Origin of the sequence: Streptomyces coeruleofuscus, assembly GCF_039532725.1 — a bacterium.
GTDB lineage: Bacteria > Actinomycetota > Actinomycetes > Streptomycetales > Streptomycetaceae > Streptomyces > Streptomyces coeruleofuscus.
This window is the reverse complement of sequence record NZ_BAAASE010000003.1, coordinates 144,857-169,225: the sequence shown is the minus strand read 5'-3', so window position 1 is coordinate 169,225 and position 24,369 is coordinate 144,857. Positions and strand designations below refer to the sequence as shown.

Below are 24,369 nucleotides of genomic sequence, written 5' to 3'. Positions count from 1 at the left end.
ACCGGTGGGCGAGCGCGAAGGGGCCTCATGGCGACGGACATGCCTGCGGACATGCCCGCAGAGACACCTGCGGAGGTGACCGCGGCCGACGAGCGGTGGCGGCGCATGTGGAGCCACCGCGAGCACCTGCTCAAGGTAGCCCGGCGCAGGTCGATGAGCCCGGAGGACGCCGAGGACGCCGTGCACGAGGCGATGCTGCGCGCCGCCGAGCGGCCCGACCTGGACGAGGAGCGGCTCGCGGCCTGGCTGACGACGGTGACGATGCGGCTGTGCGTCGACCGCTACCGGCAGGTGAACCGCGAGGCCGAGGTGCGTACCAGCCCGACGCTCATCGCCCCCGGCCCGGTGCCCGTCGAGGAGGCGGTGTGCGACCGGGCCGAGGCGAAGTGGCTGGCGGTGCGCAGTGGTGAGCTGCCCGCGCGGCAGGCCGAGGCGCTGCGGCTGAAGTCGGAGGACCTGGACGTCGGCCAGGTCGCCGTCCGGATGGGGCTGAGCTACCGGACCGTCGAGTCGCTGCTGGCCCGCGCCCGGCGGACGCTGCGGCAGTCGCTGGCCGCCACGCTCGGGTTCGCGCTGTTCCTGATCGGGTGGGGACGGCCGCGCGGAGTCGGCAGGGCCCAGGCCGTGGCGGTCGCCTCGACGGCGGCGTCCCTTGCGGTGGCGGGGTTCGTGCTGCCGTACGCCCTCGACGGCGGCGGAGGCGGGGGCGGTACGGCGCCTCGCCCCGCGGTCGCCTCGCCGGACGCGGAGACATTGCGGCCGGACGGCGGTGGCGGGGGCCGTACGACTCGGGGGAACGAGCCCACGACAGCGGCAGCCGAACGCGGAGCGGTCGAGTCCGCCGCCGGAGAATCGTTCCTCCCGCTGTCCGTGCCGTCGCTGCCGTCCGTGCCGTCGCTGCCGGAGGTCCCGGGCGTTCCGGATGTTCCGGGGGTCCCGGTGTCACCTCTGCCCGCGCTGTCCGCGCCGGAGGTCCCGCAGGTGCCCGACGTCCCGAAGCCCGACGTCCCCGACCTGCCGGTGGAGCCCTCCGCCGTGCCGACCGACACTGCGGTCCCCGCGGTCCCGGAGGCTCCCGCAGGACCGTCCGCCTCGCTCCCCGGGCCCACGCCGAGCCCGCTTCCGTAGCGACCGGAAACCCGCCCGCAGACCCGCCCGGAAACCCGCCCGAAAAAAATCCGCCATTCGAGCGACGGACGCCCCGCCCCTCCCCGTAGAGCAGATGTCAGAGCTGCTCCATGGGCTGAAGGGTGGACCGGATGGGTGTCGAGATCTGTGTGGAAGGGCTGACCAAGTCCTTCGGCCACCAGGTCATCTGGCAGGACGTCTCGCTGACGCTGCCCGCCGGGGAGGTCTCGGTCATGCTCGGCCCCTCCGGCACGGGCAAGTCGGTGTTCCTCAAGACGCTCGTCGGCCTGCTCAAGCCGGAGCGCGGCTCCATCACGATCCAGGGCCGGGACATCACCAAGCTCCGGGAGCACGACCTGTACGAGGTGCGCAAGCTCTTCGGCGTGCTGTTCCAGGACGGCGCGCTGTTCGGCTCGATGAACCTGTACGACAACATCGCCTTCCCGCTGCGCGAGCACACCCGTAAGTCCGAGAGCGACATCCGGCGCATCGTGCTGGAGAAGATGGACATGGTCGGGCTGATCGGCGCGGAGGGGAAGCTGCCCGGTGAGATCTCCGGCGGGATGCGCAAGCGCGCCGGGCTGGCCCGGGCCCTCGTCCTCGACCCGGAGATCATCCTCTTCGACGAACCCGACTCGGGCCTCGACCCGGTCCGCGTGGCCTACCTCAACCAGCTCATCGTCGACCTCAACGCCCAGATCGACGCGACCTTCCTGATCGTCACGCACGACATCGCCTCGGCGCGCCAGGTGCCGGACAACATCGGGCTGCTGTTCCGCCGCGAGCTGGTGATGTTCGGGCCGCGTGAGGAACTGCTGGCCAGCGACGAGCCCGTCGTACGGCAGTTCCTGAACGGCCGGATGCAGGGCCCGATCGGCATGGCGGAGGAGAAGGACGCGGCGCAGGTCGAGCAGGAACTCGCGCAGATCGACGACAGCGCGCGCGTTCACGAGCCGCCGGCTCCACGCCTGCTGCCGGGTCCGGGCATCTCCCGATCACCCCGCTGGGAGGCCATCGCCCGGCGCGAGGCGGCGTTGCTCCAGAAGGAGGTGGCCGGCGCGTGAGCCTGTCACCGGTGGGAGCGCTGCGGCACTCGGGCAGCCTCTTCGCGATGGCGCTGGACGTCGTCCGGACGATTCCGCGACGGCCCTTCCAGGCGCGGGAGTTCATCCAGCAGACGTGGTTCGTCGCGAGCGTCACCATCCTGCCGACGGCCCTGGTCTCCATCCCGTTCGGGGCGGTCATCGCGCTCCAGATCGGCAGCCTCACCCGGCAGCTGGGCGCCCAGTCCTTCTCCGGGGCCGCCTCCGTGCTCGCCGTGCTGCGCGAGGCCTCACCGATCGTCACCGCGCTGCTGATCGCGGGCGCCGGCGGCACGGCGATCTGCGCCGACCTCGGGGCGCGGAAGATCCGCGACGAGATCGACGCGATGCAGGTGCTGGGCATCGACCCCATCCACCGGCTGGTCGTGCCGCGCGTGCTGGCGTCGATGCTGGTGGCGGTGCTGCTCAACGGCCTGGTGTCGGTGGTCGGCGTGGCGGGCGGCTACTTCTTCAACGTCGTTCTCCAGAACGGCACCCCGGGCGCCTACCTGGCCTCCTTCACCACGCTCGCCCAGCTCTCCGACCTGTGGGCGGCCGAGGTCAAGGCGCTGGTGTTCGGCGCGATCGCCGGGATCGTCGCCTCCTACAAGGGACTGACCGCGAAGGGCGGACCCAAGGGGGTGGGCGACGCCGTGAACCAGTCGGTGGTGATCACCTTCATGTTGCTGTTCGTGACGAACTTCGTGATGACCGCCGTGTACTTCCAAGTCGTTCCCCAGAGGGGCTGAGGCATGGCGCTGTTGAAAGGCCTGGAGGAGCTGGGAGCCCAGCTGTCCTTCTACGGGCGGTCGCTGGCCTGGACCGGCCGTACCGTACGCCGCTACAAGAAGGAGATCCTGCGGCTGCTCGCCGAGGTGAGCTTCGGCCGGGGCGCGCTCGCCGTCGTGGGCGGCACGGTCGGCGTGATCGCCTTCCTGTCGTTCTTCACCGGCACGGAAGTGGGGTTGCAGGGGTACGCCGCGCTCAACCAGCTCGGCACCTCCAACTTCGTGGCGTTCCTCTCGGCGTACTTCAACACCCGTGAGATCGCCCCGCTGGTGGCCGGACTCGCGCTCTCCGCGACCGTCGGCGCCGGGTTCACCGCCCAGCTCGGCGCGATGCGGATCAGCGAGGAGACCGACGCGCTGGAGGTCATGGGCGTGCCCTCGCTGCCGTTCCTCGTGACGACCCGGATGATCGCCGGGTTCGTGGCGGTGATCCCGCTGTACGTGATCGGCCTGCTGTCCTCGTACCTGGCCGCCCGCACCATCACCACCGGCTACTACGGGCAGTCCACGGGCACCTACGACCACTACTTCCAGCAGTACCTGCCCCCGGTGGACGTGCTGTGGTCCTTCGGCAAGGTGCTGGTCTTCGCCGTCCTGATCATCCTGGTGCACTGCTTCTACGGCTACTACGCGAGCGGCGGCCCGGCGGGCGTCGGCGTCGCGGTGGGCCGTGCCGTGCGGACCTCGATCGTGGCGATCAACGTCCTGGACTTCTTCCTGTCGCTGGCGATCTGGGGCGCCAGCACGACCGTACGGATCGCGGGGTGAGCCGCCGTATGAGGGTGCTGAGACTGCGGTTGTACGGCCTCGTCTTCATCGCCGTGCTCGCGCTGCTGCTGTCCCTGTCCGTCGCCGTCTACCGGCAGGTGTTCACGCCGGTCGTGCGGATCACGCTGGAGGCCGACAGCCTCGGCAACCAGCTCGATCCGCGCGCCGACGTCAAGCTGCGCGGGCTGCTGGTCGGCGAGGTGCGCGAGGTGCGGGCCGACGGGACGAAGGCGACGCTCGACATCGCGCTCAAGCCGGAGCACGTCGCCCAGATCCCGTCCGACGTGCACGCGCGCCTGCTGCCCAAGACGCTGTTCGGCGAGAAGTACGTCGACCTGGTCGCACCGCGCGGCTCATCGGGCCGGCCCATCCGCGCCGGTGACGTCATCACCCAGGACCGCACTCGCGTTGGCATCGAGGTCCAGCAGTTGATGAACGACCTGCTGCCCCTGCTGCGGACGGTCCAGCCCGGCAAGCTCAACGCCACGCTCTCCGCGTTCGCCACCGCCCTCGACGGCCGCGGCGACCGGATCGGCGACAACCTCACGCGAGTGGAGGCCTACCTGCGCCGCCTCAATCCCCACCTGCCGTCCCTGAAAGAGGACATCGCACGCTTCGCCGACGTCGCCGAGGTCTACGGCGACGCGGCGCCCGACCTGATGGAGATCCTGCGCAACACCGTCACCACCAGCCGCACGATCGTCGAGGAGAAGGACCGGCTGGCCGCGGCGCTGAAGTCCACGGCCACCGTCGCGGGCACCGCCGAGGACTTCCTCGACGCCAACGGCGACCGGCTGATCACCCTCGGCCGGGTCTCCCGCCCCACGCTGGAGCTGTTCGCCCGCTACTCCCCCCAGTACCCCTGTCTGCTGGCCGGCCTGGTCCGGCAGGAGAAGGCGTCCGAGGAGGCGTTCCGGGGCGGCAAGATGCACATCACGCTGGAGGTCGTACGGCCGCAGGGCGCGTACGAACCGGGTGAGGAACCGCGCTACGGCGAGCGGTCGGGACCGAACTGCCGTGATCTGCCGCATCCTCCGGTGCCGGCGCCCGGCGCCCACCTCGACGACGGTTCCAAGAAGGCGAGTTCGGCTTCGGGCGGTCCGCTCGGCGTCTCCGCCACCCGGGCCGAGCAGCGGGCCGTCGGCTCGCTCGTGGCGCCGGCGCTGGGCGTGCCCGCGGACGAGGTGCCGCCGGTCGCGACGCTGTTGTTCGGGCCGATGGCGCGCGGGACGGCGGTGAGCGTCGCATGAGCACCGCAGGTGCCCGGCAGACCGCCGCTCCGCTGATCAAGTTCAGTCTCTTCGCGCTGGTGACGGTGGTGGCGACGGCCCTGCTCGCCGCCACCATCGTGAACATCTCCTTCACTCCCGAGCACGAGTACCGCGCGGTCTTCAGCGACGTCACCGGCCTGGAGGAGGGCGACGACATCCGGGTGGCCGGAGTGCGGGTCGGCGAGGTCGCGGGCATCCGGATCAAGGACCGGACGCTGGCCGAGGTCACCTTCACGGTCAGCCGGGACCGGCCGCTGCTCACCAGCACGGGCGCCGTCATCCGCTACCGGAACCTGGTCGGTCAGCGCTACGTCGCGCTGACCGAGGGCGCCGGCGACGGCACCCGGCTGCGCCCCGGCGGCACGATCCCGCTCGCGCGCACCCAGCCCGCCCTGGACCTGAACGCACTGCTGAACGGCTTCAAGCCGCTGTTCGCCGCGCTCAGCCCGAAGGACGTCAACCAGCTCGCCACCGAGATCATCAAGACCCTCCAGGGCGAGGGCGGCACCGTCAACAGCCTGCTGACGCACACGGCGTCGCTCACCACGACGCTGGCCGGCCGCGACAAGCTGATCGGCTCGGTGATCGACAACCTCAACACCGTGCTGAAGACGCTCGACAAGCGCGGCGCCCGTTTCTCCGGACTGCTCAAGCAGCTGCGCCGGGTCATCTCGGGCCTGTCCGCCGACCGCAAGCCCATCGGGGAGTCGCTGGTGAGCATCGGCGATCTGACGGAGGCCACCTCGGGTCTGCTGAAGGACGCGCGTCCGCCGCTGAAGGACGACATCGCGGAACTGACCGACCTCACCGGGACGCTGAACGACAACGAGAAGACGGTGGAGGGCGTGCTGAAGAGGCTGCCGAACAAGCTCAACGAGCTGACGGGGACGGCGTCCTACGGCTCGTGGTTCAACTTCTACCTGTGCGACTTCGACGGCCGCATCGTGCTGCCGAAGACGAAGCAGGTGCTCACACCCGAGATGCACGTGGCGAGGGCGAGGTGTGGGGCATGAACCGCAAGCGCCGCCCGGAACCGCTGGTCAAGGTGCGCATCGACCCGCCGAAGCTGCCGAAGGTACGGCTCCTGCCCCGCCGCACGCCGCGTCCGCAGCCGCTGGTCAAGGTCCGTGTCGACCCGCCGAAGCTGCCGAGGATACGGCTCCGGCGCCCCCGTCTCGGCCCCTTCCGCGAGCGCAACCCCGTCGTCATCGGCGCCGTCGGACTCACCGTCCTCGCGCTGCTGACCGTGGCCGCGTTCAACGCCGACCGCCTGCCGGTGATCGGCGACGGCGAGACGTACAGCGCCGCCTTCGCGGAGGCGGGCGGTCTCAAGCCGGGCGACGAGGTGCGGATCGCCGGGGTCAAGGTCGGCAAGGTCGAGGAGGTCGACCTGGACGGCGACCACGTCAAGGTCACCTTCAAGATCAAGGACGAACCGGGGTTCGGCACCGAGACCGGCGCGTCGATCCGGGTCAAGACGATCCTCGGCGCCAAGTACCTCGCCCTGCACCCCAAGGGACGGGGCCGGCTGGAGCCCGGCAGCGAGATACCGCTGGGGCGGACCGTCCCCGCGTACGACGTCGTGCAGGCGTTCAGCGATCTCACCACCACGACGGAGAAGGTCGACACCGAACAGCTGGCCAAGGCGCTGGACACCATCTCGACGACCTTCGAGGACTCACCCTCCGAAGTACGGGCGTCCATCAAGGGCCTGTCGAAGATCTCCCGGACGGTGGCCTCGCGCGACAAGGCCCTCGGGGAGCTCCTCGACCACGCGAACGGCGTGACGGGCGTACTCGCCGACCGGTCGGGCGACTTCACCGCCCTGGTCGAGGACGGCGACAAGCTGTTCAAGGAGATCAACAAGCGGCGGGCGGCGATCCACAAGCTGCTGAAGACCTCCGCCGCGCTCGGCATCCAGCTCTCCGGCCTGGTCCAGGACAACGAGAAGGAGATCGGGCCCGCGCTCAAGGGCCTCAACACCGTGGTGAAGATGCTCGAACGGAACCAAGCCGGCCTGGAGCGGAGCATCAAGCTCCTGGCCCCCTACGTACGGGTCTTCACCAACACGCTCGGCAACGGCCGCTGGTTCGACTCCTACGTCCAGAACCTGGTCGCCGCCCCGGTCGTGCCGCGGACGCGGACGGGAGGCGCGCAGTGAGCAACCGTCGGAAGAAGAGCCTGGCCCTGCTGACCGCCCTGGCCCTGGTCGCCGCGCTCACCTACGTCCTGTGGCCGCGCACCGAACCGGCCCGCGTCACGGCGTACTTCCCCCGCACCGTCGGCATCTACCCCGGCTCGGACGTCCGCGTGCTGGGCGTGCGGATCGGCCAGGTCAGGAAGATCACGCCGGAGGGCGGCCGGGTGCGGGTCGAGCTGGAGTACGACGCTGACCGCAAGGTCCCGGCGGACGCGCAGGCCGCGATCATCAACTCCTCGGTGGTCAGCGACCGTTACGTGCAGCTGCTGCCGGTGTACCGGAGCGGCCCGGTGCTGCGGGACGGGGACGAGATCCCCGAGTCGCGCACGGCCGTACCGGTCGAACTGGACCGCGTCTTCGACAGCCTGCACACCACGGCCGAGGCGCTCGGCCCCGAGGGCGCCAACAAGGACGGCGCCCTGTCACGGCTGCTCGGCGTCAGCGCCGACAACCTCGACGGCCAGGGGAAGAACCTCCACCGGATGGTCGAGGACCTCTCGGAGGCGGTCACGACTCTCTCCGACGGCCGTACGGACCTGTTCGGCACGGTCCGCAACCTCCAGGTGTTCACGGCGGCGCTGGCGGCGGACGACAAGAGCGTGCGGTCGTTCAACAGCAGCCTCGCCAAGGTCGCCGAGCAACTCGCGGGCGAGCGCAAGGACCTGGCGGCGGCGCTGAAACACCTCGGCACGGCCCTCGGTGACGTGTCCGCCTTCGTGAAGAAGAACAAGAAGTCCCTGACCTCGAACGTGGAGGGCCTGAGCAAGGTGACCAAGGTGCTCGTCACGCAACGGGCGGCGCTGGAGGAGCTGCTGGAGGTCGCGCCGACGGGCATGTCGAACCTGAACAACGCCTACAACCCGTCCGCAGGCACCCTCGACACCCGCAACAACCCCGACCACCCGCAGGACCCGGCCTCCCTGCTGTGCTCGATCCTGAAGACGACCGGGGAGAAGTCCGACTGCGGGGACCTGAGGGACCTCTTCGACTCCCTGCCCGAAGTGCCCGAAGTACCCGACGGCACCGCGGCCACCGGCACGGTCGACCGCACCCTCGGCGGAATCCTGGGGGCACGCGCATGAGGCCACTGCGCAAGGGCGGGGCGGTCGCGTGGGCGGCCGTCGGGACGCTGCTGCTGTCCGGCTGCGAGTTCAACGGCTGGTACGACGTCCCGCTCCCCGGCGGAGCCGCCGCCGACGGCCACGCCTACCACGTCACCGTCGAGTTCCGCGACGTCCTCGACCTGGTGCCGCAGTCGGCGGTCAAGGTCGACAACGTCACCGTGGGCGCGGTGGAGAAGGTGGAGCTGGAGGGCTGGCACGCGAGGGTGCGCCTCCGGGTCGCCGACTCGGTGAAGCTGCCCGCCAACGCCGTGGCCGGGCTGCGGCAGACCAGCATGCTCGGCGAGAAGTACGTGGCGCTGGCCGAGCCGCCGGAAGGCACGCCGGTCGGCCGGCTGCGCGACGGTGATGTGATCCCCCTGTCCCGCAGCGGCCGCAACCCGGAGGTCGAGGAGGTGCTGTCCGCGCTGTCCGCCCTGCTCAACGGCGGCGGCGTGGCCCAGCTCAAGACGATCACCACGGAGCTGAACAAGGCCCTGGAAGGCCGGGAGAACCGGGTCAGGTCCCTGCTCGAGGAGCTCGACACCTTCATCGGCGGCCTGGACGACCAGCGCCGGGACATCGTCCGCGCGCTGAAGGCCGTGGACCGGCTGGCCGCACGGCTGGGCAAGGAGAAGACGACGATCGCCGAGGCCGTCGACACGATGCCGCCCGCCCTGAAGGTCCTGGCCGACCAGCGCCGCGACCTGACCAAGATGCTCACCGCCCTGTCGAAGCTGGGCAGGACCGGCACCAAGGTGGTCAACGCCTCGCACGACGACACGGTCGCCAACCTCAAGCGGCTGCGGCCGATCCTGCGACAGCTCAACAAGGCGGGCAGTGACCTGCCCAACTCCCTGGAGCTGCTGACGACGTACCCGTTCCCCCGCAACGTGGTGGACGCCATCAAGGGTGACTACGTCAACCTGCACATCACGGCGGACCTCGACCTGCCCGGGATCTACGGCAACCTGACGGACGAGCCGGGCGGCGGGAACGGCGGGGACACGCGGACACCGGAGCTTCCCGGGGCCCCGGACCTGCCGGACGTACCGGATCTCCCGGACGCACCGGATCTCCCGGACGTGCCGAAGCCCACCGCGCTGCCGAGCGGTCCGAGTCTGCCGTCGCGCCCGTCGGCCCCCTCGGGCGGCGACGACCCGCTGTGCCCGCCGGTGTGCACCGCCGGCTACGGCTCCGGCGGCCACCGCACCGGGGGCGACTGGCCCGAGGGGATCGACCTCGAACTCGCCGAACTGATGCTGAAGGGGGTCCAGCCGTGATCACCCGTACGGTCAAGGCGCAACTGATCGCCTTCGCCGCCCTCACCGCCGTGGGGGTGTCGTACGTCGGCGCCGAGTACACGGGCCTGGTGGACGAGGTCCTGGACCGCGGCTACACCGTGCGGGCCGACTTCGCCGACTCCGGGGGCGTCTTCCCCGGCGCCGAGGTCACCTACCGCGGGGTGCCGGTGGGCAAGGTCGGCGCACTGCGCCTGACCGGCCCGGACGGGGTCTCGGTCGCGCTCGACATCGAGGACGGGGCGCCGCGCATCCCGGCGGACACGCTGGCCGTGGTGGCGAACCGCTCGGCGGTGGGCGAGCAGTACGTCGACCTCCAGCCCCGCACCTCCCGCGGCCCGTACCTGCTGAACGGCAGCACGATCCCGCGCGAGAGCACGCGGGTGCCGCTGTCGACGACGGACATGGTCCTCAGCCTGGACCGCCTGGTGAACTCGGTCGGCAAGGACGACCTGGGCGTCACGGTCGACGAGTTGGGCAAGGCGTTCGCCGGTACCGGCCCGAACCTGAGCCGCCTGGTGGACTCGGGCAACACCCTGGTCGAGTCGGCGTCCGAGGCGCTGCCGGAGACGATCGCCCTGATCGAGGACTCACGCAAGGTCCTCAAGACGCAGGCCGACCAGGGCTCGTCGATCAAGTCGTTCGCGCGTGATCTGGCGGCGCTCTCGGCCCAGTTGAAGGCCAGCGACGGGGACCTGCGCAAGCTGATCGGCAACGCGCGGCCGGCGGCGCAGGAGCTGAACTCGCTGCTGAAGTCGACCGGACCGGAGCTGTCCGTCCTGCTGGCCAACCTGATCAGCGGCGGCCAGGTCACGCTGGCCCGCCTCCCCGGCGTCGAGCAGGCCCTGGTCACCTTCCCGCTGATGGTCGAGGGCAGCTACACGGTCGTCCCGGGCGACGGCACCACCCACTTCGGCCTGGTCCTGAACGCCGACGACCCGCCGGCCTGCACCCAGGGGTACGGCACGGCCCGCCGCGACCCAGCGGACACCAGCATACGCGAGGCGAACACCGGCGCCCGCTGCACGCTCCCGCGCGGCAGCCAGTCGTCGGTACGGGGCGCGCAGAACGCCCCGGGCGCGTCGCCCGCCGGCGGCGGCGCGAACCAGGCGACGTACGTCACCCCGTACGACCCGGAGACCGGTACCACCACCGGCCCGGACGGAAACAACGTCGAGATCGGCTCGACGGGCGGCCAGCAGGCCGTGTTCGGAAAGGAGTCGTGGCAATGGCTGCTCGTTGGCCCCGTGGCCTGAGGCCGGTGCGACCCGGAGTGCTGACGGCGGGACTCGTCGCGGCGACCGTCGTCACCACGGCACTGTCACTCTGGATGGCCTTCGGCCTCTACCAGCAGCGCGAGGCGGACCAGCGGCGCCAGGGCATCCTGGCCGCCGCCCGCCAGTCGGCGCTGAACTTCACCTCACTCGACTACCGGCACTACGACCGCGACAGCGCCAACGTACTGGCGGGCGCGACCGGCGAGTTCAAGAAGCAGTTCACCGCGCAGACGGACCAGCTGACGAAGCTGGTGGCCCAGAACAAGTCCGTGTCGGAGGGCCAGGTCCTGGAGGCGGGCATCGTCCGCTCCGACGAGGACTCGGCCCGGGTACTGGTGGTCGCCGACAGCAAGGTGAGCAACACCGCCGCGCCCGAGGGGGAGGCGCGCACGTACCGGCTCCAGCTCGACCTCGTGCACAGGGACGGCCGCTGGCTGACGTCCGACGTCGAGTTCGTCGGCTGACCCACGGGCCGAACCGCCGACCGACAAGCACCGACGAGGAGTACCACCATGCCGAAGACGACCACCGGCCGCGCCCCCGGCCCCGGCACCCGCCGCACCATGACGGCGGCCGCCCGCGCGGCGGCGAAGCGCGCGGAGCGCGGCCACCGTGAAGCGGGCGCGGCGACGGCCGGCGACGAGGAGTCCCCGCGCCGGGCCGAGCGGCCACGCGCCGGACGCACCGTCCTCGTCGAGGCCCCGAAGGACGGCTGGGACGACCCGCCGGAGCCGTCGCCGGAGTCGTTCGAGGAGGACGCGCCACAGGAGCCGAGCGAGCCCGGCCCCGGCGGCCGTCGGAGGCCGCTCACCTTGCTCCTGGCCGTCCTGCTCGTCGCCGGCCTGGTCGCGCTCGCCGCCCTCGGGTGGCAGTACCGCGACGGCCGCCTGACGGAGACGGCCCGGACCGAGGCGCTCGCGGCCGCGCGAAAGGCGGCCCCGGTCGTCCTGTCGTACGACTACCGCCGCCTGGACAAGGACTTCTCGACGGCCCGCGCCCACCTGACCGGCGACTTCCGCGACGAGTACGGCAAGACCACGAAGACCGTGGTCGCCCCCACGGCCGAGAAGTACCACGGCGTGGTGAAGGCCACGGTCGCCGCCCCCGGCTCCGGCGGCACCCCTGCCGCCTCCGTCGTCTCGGCCTCCCCCGAGAAGGTCGTGGTCCTGCTCTTCGTGAACCAGGTCACCGAGAGCACCCAGGTCTCGGGTGCCCGCGTGGACCAGAACCGGGTGCGGATGACGATGGACCGCACGGACGACGGGTGGAAGGTGAGTGCGGTGGACGCGCTGTGACGAGCGGTTTCCGTCAGCCGCCCGAGTCCACCGCGGACCTCAGCGCCTCGGTGAAGGACCCGGCCCACGCCTCGACCGTCTGGTGGGTGAACAGGTCCGTCGAGTACTCGAACGTGACCGTGATCGAGTCGGCCTCGGGTGCGATCACGACGTAGAGCTCGTTGCGGGCCACGCCCTGGGCGGGGAGGGCGCGGATGGCGGTGGTGACCTCCTGGAGGTTCAGGACCGGGGGCTCTGTGGTGATCACGGTGAACAGGACCGTGGGGAACAGGGAGTCCTTCAGCCCGGGCGAGACGAAGGACACCACGTCCGTCAGGGGGAGTTCCTGGTGGTCGAGGGCCGTGAACAGGGTGGCGCTCAGCTGGGACACCAGATCGGGGAACGTTTCCGCGTCGGACAGCCGGGCCCGTAGCAGTACGGCGTCGCCCAGGATGCCGACGATCTCGGAGCGGTCGCGCTGGACGCGGTTGGCGCTGGACGCCGCCAGGACGATGTCGTCCTGTCCGCCGCAGAGCTCGCCCAGCCACGTGGCGAACGTGGCCGCGAGGACCGTGTAGGCCGTGGTGCCCAGGCGGGTCGCCGTGCCGGTCAGGCGGGCCGGTGTGTCGTCGGTGATGGTCCAGGTGTGCAGGGCGCCCCGGCCGGAGAGCCTGCCCGGGTGCGGGTGGTCGTAGGGGAGGGGCGGGCGTAGCGGGACGGTGTCGAGTTCCGTGCGCCAGAAGTGTTCCAGGGCTGTTCTGCGCTGATCCGGCAGTGCGTGTTCCGATCGGGCGAAGTCCGTGAACTGGGCGAGTTCCAGCGGCAGTTGGGGGTCCGTACCGGATCGTCGCGCGTTGTACAGCTCCTGAAGGTCGCGCCTGATGATGCTCAGGGACCAGCCGTCACACACCGCGTGGTGGAAGACCGTCACCAGGACCCAGTGGTCCTCGGCGAGACGGGCCAGGCGGAAGCGGAAGAGCGGGGGCTGGTCCAGCGTGAACGGGGTGGAGACCTGCTCGCGGCACCAGCGGTCCACGGCCTCTTCCGTGTTCCCGGCACGGAGGTCGGTGATCGGCAGCGGCACGGGTACTTCGGCCAGGATGTCGACCTCGTACCGTCCGTCCGCCCGGCGGACCGGCCTGCCGCGCAGCGCGTGGTGGCGTGCCACCAGTTCCGTGAGGGCCTGGTGCAGGACCCCGGGGTCGAGGGCGCCGCGCAGGTCCATGCGGTGGGCGATGTTGTAGACGCTCGGGTCGGGGAGCGCGTGGTGGCGGCGCCACAGGCGGCGCAGGGTCGAGGGCATCGGCGCGGTGTCCACGACACGGTTGCGTGTCGCGGTGCCCGCGATGCCGCGGATCGTCGGGTCCAGGAAGAAGTCGGCCATCGTGAGATCGACGTCCGCCTCCTCCCGCATGCGGTTCAGCAGCCGGATCGCGCTCAGGGAGTGGCCGCCGAGTTCGAAGAACGAGGTGGTGACCGGGATCGGCCGTGTAGCCAGCTCCTCGCCCCACAGATCGTGCAGCGTCTTCTCCAGCGCCGTCGCCGGACCGGCCTGCGACGGCTCGGCGGACTCGTCCCCCGGATCCGGCAGGGCCGAGCGGTCCAGCTTGCCGGAGGCGTTCACCGGGAGGCGGTCGAGGGTCACCCAGCGGCGGGGCACCAGGTGGTCCGGGAGTTCGGCGGCCAGTGCGGTGCGCAAGGAATGCCAGGACGCCGTCGGTTCGGTGGGCACCACGTACGCGGCCAGCTCCATGTCACCGTGACGGTCCCGGCGTGGCAGGACCGCCGCGTCCCGGACCCCGGGCAGTGCCGTCAACGCCGACTGGACCTCGCCCGGTTCGACGCGGAAGCCGCGGATCTTGACCTGGTCGTCCGCCCGGCCCCGGTACTCCAGCGTGCCGTCCTCGCGCATGCGGCCCAGGTCGCCCGTGCGGTACAGCACCCCGCCCTCGCCGTCGTCGAGGAACGCGGCGGCGGTCTCGGCGGGACGGTTGTGGTAGCCGTGCGCCACCGGTATCCCGCTGACGTGGATCTCGCCGACGGCACCGACCGGGACCTGCCGGCCCGAGCCGTCCAGCACCAGGACGCGCGCTCCCGGCACCGGGCTGCCGATCGGGGGCCACTCCTCGCCGGCCGGGTCGACGCGGTGCGAGGTGACGATGACCGACGTCTCCGTGGGGCCGTACTGGTTGTGGAGAGCGCAGTCGGGGTGCTTCGCGAGGAAGCGGCGGAAGGCGGGGGTGAGCTGGAGTGCCTCGCCCGCCGAGAACAGCTCGCGCAGGGAGGGGAGCTCGGGGGCCGTCTCCATCAGGTACTTCAGGGGCGTACAGGGCATGAACAGGCGCTGCACCCGGTGGTGGCGTACCGCCTGCGCCAGCGCCGCGGGGTCGTGCCGTACGGCGTCGTCGACGAGGACGAGCGCGGCTCCCGAGGCCAGCGTCGTGAAGATCTCCTGCACGCTGACGTCGAACGCCGGTGACGTCCATTGGAGGGTGCGGAGCGCGGGGTGGCGGCGCAGGTGGCCGTGGACCAGGTTCGCCGGGCCGCGGTGGGGTACGACGACGCCCTTCGGGCGGCCGGTAGAGCCCGAGGTGTGGATGCAGTACGCCGGGTCCTCCGGGCCCGACCCGTCCGGCAGGGGTGTGGACGGCAGTGTGTCGTCCGCCTGCTCCATACGCAGGACGGTCGGCTCCGGCGCGAGGCCCGGGTGCCCGGCGAGCGCGGTGCCGGAGGTGACAAGGAGTACGGGTGTGCCGTCGGCGAGCAGCAGCGACAGACGCGGGGTGGGCAGGGACGGGTCGAGGGGGAGGTATGCCGCCCCGCTCTTGAGCACCGCCAGCAGGGCCGTGATCAGGTGCGGGCCCCGTGGCAGGAGTACGGCGACCCGTTCTCCGCGTGCCGCGCCCCTGGTGCGGAGCTGCCGGGCGAGGCGGTTGGCCGCCGCGTCCAACTCCTCGTAGGAGAGGCGTTGTTCCCCGCTGATCAGCGCTACGGCGTCCGGGGTGCGGTGGGCTTGCTGCTCGAACAGGCCGTGCAGGGTGGCCAGGGCCCCTTCGGCGAGGCCAACTTCGCCGGGGCGCTCCACGGGGGACAGGGCCGCGCGGTCCGCGGCCGTGAGCGCGGTGAGGTCCGCCAATGGCGCGCCCGGTGTGTCCAGGGCGCGGCGCAGGACCTGTTCGACGTAGTCCACGAAGCGGCGCACCGTGGCCTCGTCGAAGAGGGCCGTGTCGTACTCGACCATGAAGCGGATGCCGCCCGCGTGATGGGTGAGGTAGACGCTGAGGTCGAACGGGGCGCGGGCGCTCGGCACGTCGAGCAGGGTGGCCGTCAGGCGGGGTGGGTCGAAGGGGGCCTCGCCCTCGTTCTCGTACTCCACCATCACCTGGAACAGCGGATTGCGGCCCGGGTCGCGACGCGGGTTGAGCGCGCCGACCAGTTCGTCGAAGGGCACGCCGCGGTGTTCGTACGCCGACGTGCTGCTCTCCCGGACCCGGTGCAGCAGCGTCGGGAAGTCCGGGTCGCCGGTCAGGTCCAGGCGCAGCGGCACGGTGTCGAGGAACAGGCCCACGTGGTCTTCCGCGCCCGCGGGGCGGGCGGCTACGGCGGTGCCGATCACCACGTCCCGTTGCCCGCTGAAACGGCCCAGGACCGCGCCGATCGCGCTGGTCAGCGTCATGAAGAGGGTGGCGCGGTGCCCGGCGGCGAACTTCCGCAGCCCGTCCGTCAGTTCCTCGTCGAGGGCGTGCGTGAGGCTCGCGCCCGCTCCCGTCCTGACCGGCGGGCGGGGGCGGTCGGTGGGCAGGGTCAGCTCCGGTGCGTCGCCGAGGTGCTGCCGCCAGAAGTCCAAGGACGCGGGGTCTGCCTCGGGTGCCGCCGGCAGTTCGGGCAGGGGCGGCGGCTCCGAGCCCGCGCCGCCGCCCCGCCGGGCGCGGTAGTACGCGGCCAGGTCGCGGGCCAGCACAGCCGTGGAGGAGGAGTCGAAGACGATGTGGTGGGCCAGGAGGAAGAGCAGGTGGCGGTCCGGGGACAGGCGGAGCAGGCGGGCCGCGACCAGAGGGCCCGTGACGAGATCGAGTCCCTGGTCGTCCGCGAGTGCCGACCGCAGGGCCTCCTCCTCGGTCGAACCCGAGTGGTCCTCCACCGGGCAGTCGAGCGGCACACGGTCGCGTATCTCCTGATAGGGGATCCCGTCCCTGTCGCCGAACACCGTGCGCAGCGCCGGGTGCCGGTCCGTCACCCGGTCCAGCGCCCAGCGCAGGGCCGGGACGTCCAGCGGGCCCTCCAGCCGGATCGCCTTGGGCTCGTGGTACATGGCCGTGCCCGGGTGCAGTTGCTCCAGGAACCAGATACGGCGCTGGGCGGAGGTGAGCGGTGCCCGGCTGGGCGCTGAGGGCGCCGGAGGCTTCGTGCCGGGCGTCGTCCGGCGGAGCCGGTCCAGTACCGGCAGCGCCGCCAGCACCTTCTCCTTCGGTACGCCGAAGTCCACGAAGCAGGCGATCTCGTCCGCTCCGGCCTCCCGCAGACGCCGTACGGTCTCCGCCGCCGTGTGCTCGTCGCCGATCAGCGCGCGGGAGTCGCAGTAGCGCTCGTAGGCGCGGCCGAGGAGGAACTCCACGTCCTCCTCGGGGGTGTTCTCCAGGTCCACCTGGAAGCCGAGACTGTTCGTGACCTGGTCGAAGAGGGACAGGGAGGAGCGCAGATACGACAGGAAGGGCCGGTAGGCCTCGGCCCGCGCCCGCTCCGCGTCGTCCTCCAGGTAGGTGTGCACGAGCACCACGACCCGCCCGGCCGCCGGGTCGAGACCGTGCTCGGCACGACAGCGCCGGTACAGCGCGATGTTCTCGGCCAGCTGCTCCACCGTCTGGGTCATCAGGTTGGTGACCACGCCGAGGTCCTCGGCGGCCGCCCGGCGGTAGCTGTCCGGGTTCCCGACGACGGCCACGTACATCGGCGGCCGTTCCTGTACCGGGCGGGGGTGCAGGCGGATCTCCACGGAGGTGCCGTCACCCGCCGTCGTCTTCACCGGCTGCCCCGACCAGAGGTCCCGTACGGTCGCCAGGTGCTCGTACATCACCTCCCGGTGCCGGCCGAAGTGCTGCGGCGCGAGCGCGAAGTCGGTGGCGTGCCAGCCGCTCGCGAAGCACAGGCCCGTCCGGCCGCCGGAGATGTTGTCGACCACCGACCACTCCTCCGCGACCCGGGCCGGATGGTGCAGCGGCAGCACCACGGAACCGGCGTGCAGCCGGACCCGGCTGGTCCGGGCGGCGAGGGCCGCGGCCAGTACGGAGGGGTTGGGGAAGAGCGCGCCGAAGGAGTTGAAGTGCCGCTCGGGGAACCACAGGGCGTGGAAGCCGTGCTGGTCGGCGAAGTCCGCGGCGGCCATGATCAGGCCGTATTTGTCGTGGTCGGTGTCCTGGGGGTAGTCGCCGAAGAAGTAGAGGCTGAAGTCGAAGGTCCCAGGGGGTGAGGGGGACGGGCTGGGGGTGGGGATGGGCGCGGGCTTGGGGACGATGGGTGCGGGGGTCTGGGCGGACGGTGTCGTCGGGGGGCCGGATGCCGCGAGCACGTCCAGTTGGCGGGAGATCATCTCGCCCACCTGCTCGACGAGTTGCTCGGCCAGTCGTAGCTGCTGACCGAACAAGGCGTGCAGCCCTTCCGGTGACTCCGCCGGAGCAGCGGGCGCCGCCGGCTGCTCGACGACCGGTTCCCGGACCACCGGTTTCTGGCTTACCGGTTCCCGGACCACTGATTCCTGGACCACCGGTTCCCGGCCCACCGGCGCGTCCCCCCGCAGTTGCGCGACCCGCTCCGCCAGCCTCCGCGGTGTGTCGGCCGAATCGAACACCTCCCGGACCGGGACGCGGACGCCGTACCGCTGTTCCAGCTCCGTCGTCATCCCCATCAGGGAGAGCGAGTCGGCGCCCAGTTCGAAGAACGAGCTGTCCGGTGTGACGTCGGCGGCGGGGCGGCCGAGTTTGCCGGCCGCCAGTTCCCTGATGACGAGCAGGACTTGGCCGTCCGGCCCGGGCTGCTCAGGAGCCGGCGCCGGCACCTCCGCCCGGAACGGCACCGCACGCCGCCGCAGCGGATGCCCCGGCAGCGGCACCCGGCCCCCGTCCCCGGTCAGTGCCTGCCAGTCCAGGTCCGCGCCCCTGCCGTACAGCGAGCCGAGCGCCGTCAGGAATCCGTGTGCCTGCTCGGCCGCCCCGTCCCCTTCACCCTGCCCGCTCAGCCAGCGGCTGTCGGGTACGCAGTGCCGGCCGAGGCCGGTGAGGGTCCGCCCGGCGCCGATCTCCACGAAGTCCCGGCAGCCCTGCTCGACGGCCCTGTCCATGGCGAGGTCGAAGCGGACCGGCTGCCGGGCCTGACGGCAGAGGTACTCCACGTCGACGGTCCACCCCGCCCGGCGCAGCTCACCGTCGGCCGTGGTCACCAGCGGGGTGTGCGACGGGCGGTACGTCACGCCGCGCGCACGGGTCCTGAACTCGTCCAGGGCGCTGTCGATCCCGGCGGAGTGGAACGCCCGGTCGACCGGCAGCTCACGCCACCGCAGGCCCTCCCGGTCGAGCAGCACCGCCGCCTCCTTCAGGGCCTGCGGCGGGCCCGAGAGCACCTGGGCGTGCGGGCCGTTGACCGCGGCGAGCTCAGCACCGGCGGCCAGGGCGATGCGCCGAGCGGTGGCCTGGCCGGCCCGGACGGCGAGCATGCCCCCGGCCGGGCAGCGGGTCTGCATCAGCCGCCCGCGCCAGGCGGTGAGCCGCAGCCCGTCCTCCAGCGTCAGGGCGCCGGCCGCGTACAGGGCGGCGTACTCGCCGACGCTGTGCCCGAGCAGGAGCGCGGGGCGTATCCCGGCCGCCCGCCAGGCGTCCGCCCATGCCGCCTGATGGGCGAAGAGGGCGGCTTGCGCGGTTTCGGTGGGCCAGATCTCGTCGTCCGCGGGGCGATCGGCGGGGGTGGGGGCGTGGGCGGTCAGCAGCCGCGCGAGCAGGCTGCCGCCGAACTCCCCGGCGTAGACCTCCTCGCACCGGTCGAGCGTGGCCCGCGCGGCCGCGTGCGCGGCGTACAGGCCGTTCGCCATGCCGCGCCGGGCACTGCCCTGTCCCGCGAACGCGAAGGCGACCGGGCCGAGAGGGGAGGGCGTGAGGTGGCGCTGTTCTCCCAGCGCGTGGGCGAGTTCGCCCGCCGTGCGGCCGGCCACGGCGGTGCGTGCCGGGCGGTGCGGTCTGCCGAGGGCCAGGGTGGCGGCCACGTCGGCGGCCGGGAGGCCCGGCCGGGCCGACAGCAGCTCGCGCAGCGCGGCCGTGAGCTCCTCCAGGGCCTCGGGGTCGCGGGCCGACACGGGGACGAGGACGGGCAGTTCGGGGGCGGGACGAGGGCGTGCGGGCGGGGCCTCCTCCAGCACCACATGGGCGTTGGTGCCACCGACGCCGAGCGCGCTGACCCCGGCCCGGCGGGGCACGCCGTCGGGCACCTGCCACGGCCGCAGTTCCGTGGCGAGTGTCAAGGTGGCGTCGAGCAAGGGGAGTTCGGGGTTCGGGCGGGTGAGGTGCGGGGTCGGCACCAGGGTGCGGTCGCGCAGCATGAGGACCGTCTTGATGAGCCCGGCCATTCCGGCGCAGCTGTCGAGATGCCCGATGTTCGGCTTCACCGAGCCGACCACGCAGGGGCCGGAGCGGGCGGGTCCCCCCGTGTCCTCGGCCAGCGCCCGCCGCAACGCCGTCAGCTCCACCGGATCCCCGAGTCGCGTTCCCGTGCCGTGCGCCTCCACGTACGAGATCGTCGCCGCGGGCACCTCCGCCCTGCGCAGGGCCTGACGTACGACCTCGGCCTGTCCCTCGACACCGGGCGCGCTGAAGCCGACCTTGGCTGCGCCGTCGTTGTTGACCGCGGAGCCCAGGACCACCGCGTGCACGGTGTCGCCGTCGGCCAGCGCCCGGTCGAGACGCTTGAGCAGGACGGCGGCCACGCCGTTGCCGCCGACGGTGCCGTCGGCCTCCGCGTCGAAGGCGCGGCAGCGTCCGGTGGGGGACAGGATCGACCCGGGGTGGCTGTGATAGCCGGTCTCCTGGGGCAGGTGCACGGCCGCCGCGCCCGCCAGCGCCAGGTCCGTCTCCCCGGTGAGCAGCGCCTGGACCGCGAGGTGCACCGCGACCAGGGAGGTGGAACAGGCCGTCTGCACACCGATCGCCGGGCCGGTGAGGCCGAGCCGGTAGGCGACGCGGGTGGCGAGGAAGTCCGGCTCCTGGCCGATGGCCGACTGCATGCCGGCGGCCGGGTCCGACGGATCGTACGGTGAGCCGGTCACGGGCTGCTGCTGGTGGTCGTAGAGGTTCATGCCCGACCCGGCGAACACCCCCACCCGGACGCCGGGCGCGGTCGCCGCGTGGCCGCCGTCCTCCAGGGCCTGGTGGCAGCACTCCAGGAACAGCCGGTGCGCGGGATGCGTCAGCCCGGCCTCCTTGGGGCTCATGCCGAAGAAGTCCGCGTCGAACTCCTCGACGCCGTCGAGGATCCCGGCGGCCGGCACGAGGCCGGGCGCGCGGCGCTGCTCCGGCGACAGGCCAGCCGCCGCGAGCTCCCTCTCATCGAAGACCCGGACGCTGTCCACGCCGCCCCGCAGATTGGCCCAGAACTCCTCGACGGAGTTCGCCCCGGGGAAGCGCAGCGACAGCCCGATGACGGCGACGCGGCGCTCGGGGGAGTCCGTGGCAGAGGTGCCCTCGTCGGTCACCGTCCCGGCCCCGGTCCGGGTCGCCGTCCCGGCCGCCGGTCCGCTCGCGAGGTGGGCCGCGAGTGCCGTGGCCGTCGGGTGCTCGAAGAACGCGGTCTGGGCGACCGGCACCCCGAGGCGTTCCGCCAGCCGGTTCCCCAGGCGCACCAGCAGCACGGACGTCAAGCCGAGTTCGTAGAACGGCACGTCCACGTCGGCCGGGCGGCCCAGTACGGCGCTCAGTTCCTCCCGGACGGCCCGGGTCACGGCGTCCGCGTCCGCCCGGGCGGACGGTGCCGGAGCCGGAGCGGCGTCGAAGCCACCGGCGACCAGGCGGCTCTGGAGTTCCGCGCGGCGCACCTTGCCCGCCGGCGTCCGCGGGAACTCGCCCGCCGGGACGGGCAGGACGTACGCGGCGGTGAGCCTGAGGCGGGTGAACAGCGCCGCCTTCACCTCGGCGGCGATCCGCGGGTCCTCGGCGGTGCCGCGGCTGACGAAGAACACGGCGAGGTCCTCCGTGCCCCGCTCCGGGTGCGGGATGCCGCAGGCGGCGACCTCGCCCTGCCGGACGCCGTCGACGGCGGTGGCGGTCTCCTCCACCTCGTGGCAGTAGACGTTGTGGCCGTTGAGGATGATCACGTCCTTGCGGCGGCCCGTGACGACGACCTGGTCGCCGTCGAGGAACGCCAGGTCGCCGGTGTCGAGCCAGTCGCGTCCGGCGGGGTAGGCGGCGGCGTCCGCCTCGGGGTCGTTCACGTAGCCGGGGGTGAGCCGCGCGGCCGAGTGGACCTGGAGCCTGCCGATGCGGCCCGGAGGGGCGAGGTCGCCGCGGTCGTCGACGACGCGCAGGGTGACGCCGTGCGCGGGTGAGCCGCAGGCGACGAAGGTGACGCACTCGGCGTCCGGGGTGTCCTCACCGGCCCGGACCAGATCGCCGCCGAGGCTGTTCTTGAGCAGGCGGTGCACGGTGCCCGGCCGGTCCAGCCGGCCGTAGGTGACGGCCGTGACCGTCTCGGCCATGCCCCACACCGGGGCGATGTGCTCCTCGCGCACCCCGTACGGGGCCGTCGCGTCGAGGAAGCGGCGCAGCACCGGCAGCACGACCCGCTCGCCCCCGCACACCAGCGACTTGAGACCGCTCAGATCCCAGGGGCGGTCGGCCCGCTCGGCGAGCGCGTCCGCGACCAGCCGGTAGGCGAACGTCGGTGCCCAGCCGTGCTGCGCCCGGTGCTCGTGGAGGAGGTCCAGCCAGCGCAGCGGATCGGCGAGCACCCGCTCGGTGGGCGCGTGGACGTTGGTGCAGCCGGTGAAGACCGCGAGCAGGTGGTAGAGCAGGAAGGCGCCGCTGTGGTCGACGGGCAGCCAGTTCACCATCGTGTCGTCCGGGCGGACGTCGAGGATCCGCCTGCTGCTCGCCGCGAAGTCCGCGAGCCCGGCGTGCGTCAGCCGGGCGGCCTTCGGGACGCCGGTGCTGCCGGAGGAGAGTATCAGCAGGGCCGTGTCGGAGGGGTCCGGCTCGACGAGGTCGTCGTGGCCGTCCGCGGGCGGTGCGTCCAGGCAGGCGGCGGCGAGGGCGACGCGCGGTGCGGGCGTGGCGTGGGCGAGGGCCGCCGCGCCGGGGGCGTCGGTCAGGACCAGCGGCCGGCCGAGCAACGCGCAGGCCTGCCGTAAGCGTTCGAAGGCCGGGGAGCCCGGCGCGGGGTGCTCGGCGATGGCCACGGGTAGGGCACCGCCGAGGACACACGCCCAGAAGGCGGGGAAGAACTCGGCCAGCGGCAGCCCGCACAGCACCACCGTGTCGCCGCGCCGCAGCCCGTGCGCCCGCAGGCCGGTGAGCATACGGCGTGCCGCGTCCAGCAGTTCGGGATACGACCGTGAGCTCGTCGTGCCGTCGGCGGCGACGGTGACGACGGCTCCGCCGGGAGCGGACCGGGCGGCGCCCAGCAACGCCCGCACGGCGTCGACCGGATCACCCTCCGTGCGTTCGAGCTCAGGACCCCGGCAACTGGCTTGCCCCCGTGGACGTTCCATGCGCGTGCTCTCCCTTTTCTTCGCCGGACGGCGGGTGATGTGAGTGGTCCTCGCCTGTGGACGTGTGGTTCTCGCCGACGGATGGGTGGTCCTCCCCGGCGGACGGGCGGCTCTCGCCGTTGGGCGGGCGGCCGTCGTCGGCGTGCGAGTAGGAGTGCGAGTCGCCGCCGGCCTGGCCCGGCCCGCCCGTCCCGCGCCGATCCCCCGTGAACAGCAGCAGCGCCAGCGCCCCGCACACCGCCGCCCCATGGAAGGCGCCCACGACGGCCAGTGCGGGCAGCGCCTCCAGGGCGGCAGCCGCGGCCATCGTGCCGAGGGCGAATCCGGACTGCTCGGCGGTGGCGGACAGGCCGAACAGGCGGCCGCGCTGCCGGTCGGGGGCCGCCTGGAGGCGCGAGGTGTAGACGATCTCGGTCCAGCCGTCCGCGAACCCCGCCGCCACCGCCGCCGCCATCAGGGCCGGGGCGGGCAGCCCGGTGAACGCCGCCACGAAACAGAACGACATCGCGCAGGTGCCCACCGCGAACGCGCGCTCGCCCCAGGACGCCCCGTGCGACCGGCGTTTGAGGACCTGGTGGGCGAGCAGGGTGCCCACGGCCCACGCCGACCAGAACCGGGTCATGAACACCGCCGGATCGGACGGCTCGGCCGCGTGCGCCGCCAGCGGCAGCGCGACGTTGTGCGAAGCGGACGCCAGCGCGTCGAGCCCCCGCAGCGCGATCATGCCGAGCAGCGCTCCGGCGAGGCCCGCCACACGCAGCCGCGGCCGCTTGCCACTCGCCGGGGAGGACCCGGCGTCGGCCCGCTCCTCCCCGGACTCGTCACACGGTTCGCCGTCCGTGCGCGGCCGGAGCACCAGTACGGCCGCGGCCGACACCGCGAAGCTCGCGGCGTTCACGGCGAAGGCGACACCGAAACCGCCGAGGGCGATGACCGGCGCGGCCGACGCGAAGCCCAGCACCGTGGCGACGGAACGGGCCGTGACCAGCACGCCGTTCGCCCGGGCGCGGTCGTCCTGCCCGACCATGACGGGCACCGCGCTGCGCAGGGCGACGTTGAAGAAGGTGTTGCCCGCGCCCAGCACGACCACCGCCCCGAGCAGCACCCACAGCGGCGTGTCCGACGCCCAGAGCGCGAGCAGGACCATGGCGAGGGTCTGGGCGAGGTCCGTGACCACCATGACGGTCCGGCGCGTGAACCTGGCGGTCAGCGCCCCGGCGGCGAGGCCCGCCGTGACACCGGACAGCAGCCGTACGGCCATCACGACGCCCACGCCCAGGGCGGTGCCCGTGACCTCGTACGAGAACAGGCTCAGCGCGATGAGATTCAGATAGGTCCCGTACGCCGACACGGCATGCGCGACCACCACGGCACGAAACCGCCACTCCACCCCCGTCACCGGACTCCTCAACCTGGATGGGCCAGGGTCGGCCGCTCGG

The 24,369-nt window shown here is 72.5% G+C and carries 14 protein-coding genes; 12 read left to right on the top strand and 2 right to left on the bottom strand.

All coding sequences use genetic code 11. The annotated features are described in order from the left end of the window. The first annotated feature begins 27 nt into the window (after window positions 1-27). From ABFX81_RS12050 to ABFX81_RS11995, 12 genes are all read left to right on the top strand, one after another. The gene (locus ABFX81_RS12050) at window positions 28-1,128 is read left to right on the top strand and encodes a sigma-70 family RNA polymerase sigma factor (protein ID WP_346138034.1); all 1,101 of its coding nucleotides are present in this window, start codon (window positions 28-30) and stop codon (window positions 1,126-1,128) included. Window positions 1,129-1,259: 131 nt separating this feature from the next. Then, on the top strand, window positions 1,260-2,192 hold the full coding sequence (locus tag ABFX81_RS12045) for an ABC transporter ATP-binding protein (RefSeq protein ID WP_037666998.1): 933 nt from the start codon (window positions 1,260-1,262) through the stop codon (window positions 2,190-2,192). Then, window positions 2,189-2,959 carry an MlaE family ABC transporter permease gene (locus ABFX81_RS12040; RefSeq protein ID WP_010036858.1) on the top strand — a complete coding sequence of 257 codons (771 nt, stop codon included), beginning with the start codon at window positions 2,189-2,191 and terminating at the stop codon, window positions 2,957-2,959. Before ABFX81_RS12045 ends, ABFX81_RS12040 begins: the two co-directional genes overlap by 4 nt. A gap of 3 nt (window positions 2,960-2,962) precedes the next feature. Next, on the top strand, window positions 2,963-3,766 hold the full coding sequence (locus ABFX81_RS12035; protein ID WP_086842861.1) for an MlaE family ABC transporter permease: 804 nt from the start codon (window positions 2,963-2,965) through the stop codon (window positions 3,764-3,766). Between the two features lie 8 nt (window positions 3,767-3,774). Next, window positions 3,775-5,016, top strand: a complete 1,242-nt coding sequence (locus ABFX81_RS12030) for an MCE family protein (RefSeq protein ID WP_086842860.1) — start codon at window positions 3,775-3,777, stop codon at window positions 5,014-5,016. After that, the gene (locus ABFX81_RS12025) at window positions 5,013-6,050 is read left to right on the top strand and encodes an MCE family protein (RefSeq protein WP_086842858.1); all 1,038 of its coding nucleotides are present in this window, start codon (window positions 5,013-5,015) and stop codon (window positions 6,048-6,050) included. The genes ABFX81_RS12030 and ABFX81_RS12025 overlap by 4 nt, the downstream gene beginning before the upstream one ends. After that, window positions 6,047-7,198 carry an MCE family protein gene (locus tag ABFX81_RS12020; protein ID WP_346138033.1) on the top strand — a complete coding sequence of 384 codons (1,152 nt, stop codon included), beginning with the start codon at window positions 6,047-6,049 and terminating at the stop codon, window positions 7,196-7,198. Before ABFX81_RS12025 ends, ABFX81_RS12020 begins: the two co-directional genes overlap by 4 nt. Further along, the gene (locus tag ABFX81_RS12015; protein ID WP_346138032.1) at window positions 7,195-8,319 is read left to right on the top strand and encodes an MCE family protein; all 1,125 of its coding nucleotides are present in this window, start codon (window positions 7,195-7,197) and stop codon (window positions 8,317-8,319) included. Before ABFX81_RS12020 ends, ABFX81_RS12015 begins: the two co-directional genes overlap by 4 nt. Beyond that, the gene (locus ABFX81_RS12010) at window positions 8,316-9,620 is read left to right on the top strand and encodes an MCE family protein (RefSeq protein ID WP_086842856.1); all 1,305 of its coding nucleotides are present in this window, start codon (window positions 8,316-8,318) and stop codon (window positions 9,618-9,620) included. The genes ABFX81_RS12015 and ABFX81_RS12010 overlap by 4 nt, the downstream gene beginning before the upstream one ends. Then, window positions 9,617-10,894, top strand: a complete 1,278-nt coding sequence (locus ABFX81_RS12005) for an MCE family protein (protein WP_086842854.1) — start codon at window positions 9,617-9,619, stop codon at window positions 10,892-10,894. Before ABFX81_RS12010 ends, ABFX81_RS12005 begins: the two co-directional genes overlap by 4 nt. Next, a complete protein-coding gene (locus ABFX81_RS12000; protein ID WP_086842853.1) occupies window positions 10,867-11,379 on the top strand; it encodes a hypothetical protein in 513 nt (170 codons plus the stop codon). Before ABFX81_RS12005 ends, ABFX81_RS12000 begins: the two co-directional genes overlap by 28 nt. A gap of 48 nt (window positions 11,380-11,427) precedes the next feature. Then, entirely contained in the window at window positions 11,428-12,210 is a 783-nt protein-coding gene (locus tag ABFX81_RS11995; protein WP_086842851.1) for a hypothetical protein, read from the top strand. A 13-nt stretch (window positions 12,211-12,223) separates the two neighbouring features. On the opposite strand, the gene ABFX81_RS11990 is transcribed toward ABFX81_RS11995, so the two are convergent. Further along, the gene (locus ABFX81_RS11990) at window positions 12,224-22,930 is read right to left on the bottom strand and encodes a non-ribosomal peptide synthetase/type I polyketide synthase (RefSeq protein WP_346138031.1); all 10,707 of its coding nucleotides are present in this window, start codon (window positions 22,928-22,930) and stop codon (window positions 12,224-12,226) included. Next, window positions 22,890-24,329, bottom strand: a complete 1,440-nt coding sequence (locus tag ABFX81_RS11985) for an MFS transporter (RefSeq protein ID WP_086846732.1) — start codon at window positions 24,327-24,329, stop codon at window positions 22,890-22,892. Before ABFX81_RS11985 ends, ABFX81_RS11990 begins: the two co-directional genes overlap by 41 nt. Window positions 24,330-24,369 lie beyond the last annotated feature (40 nt).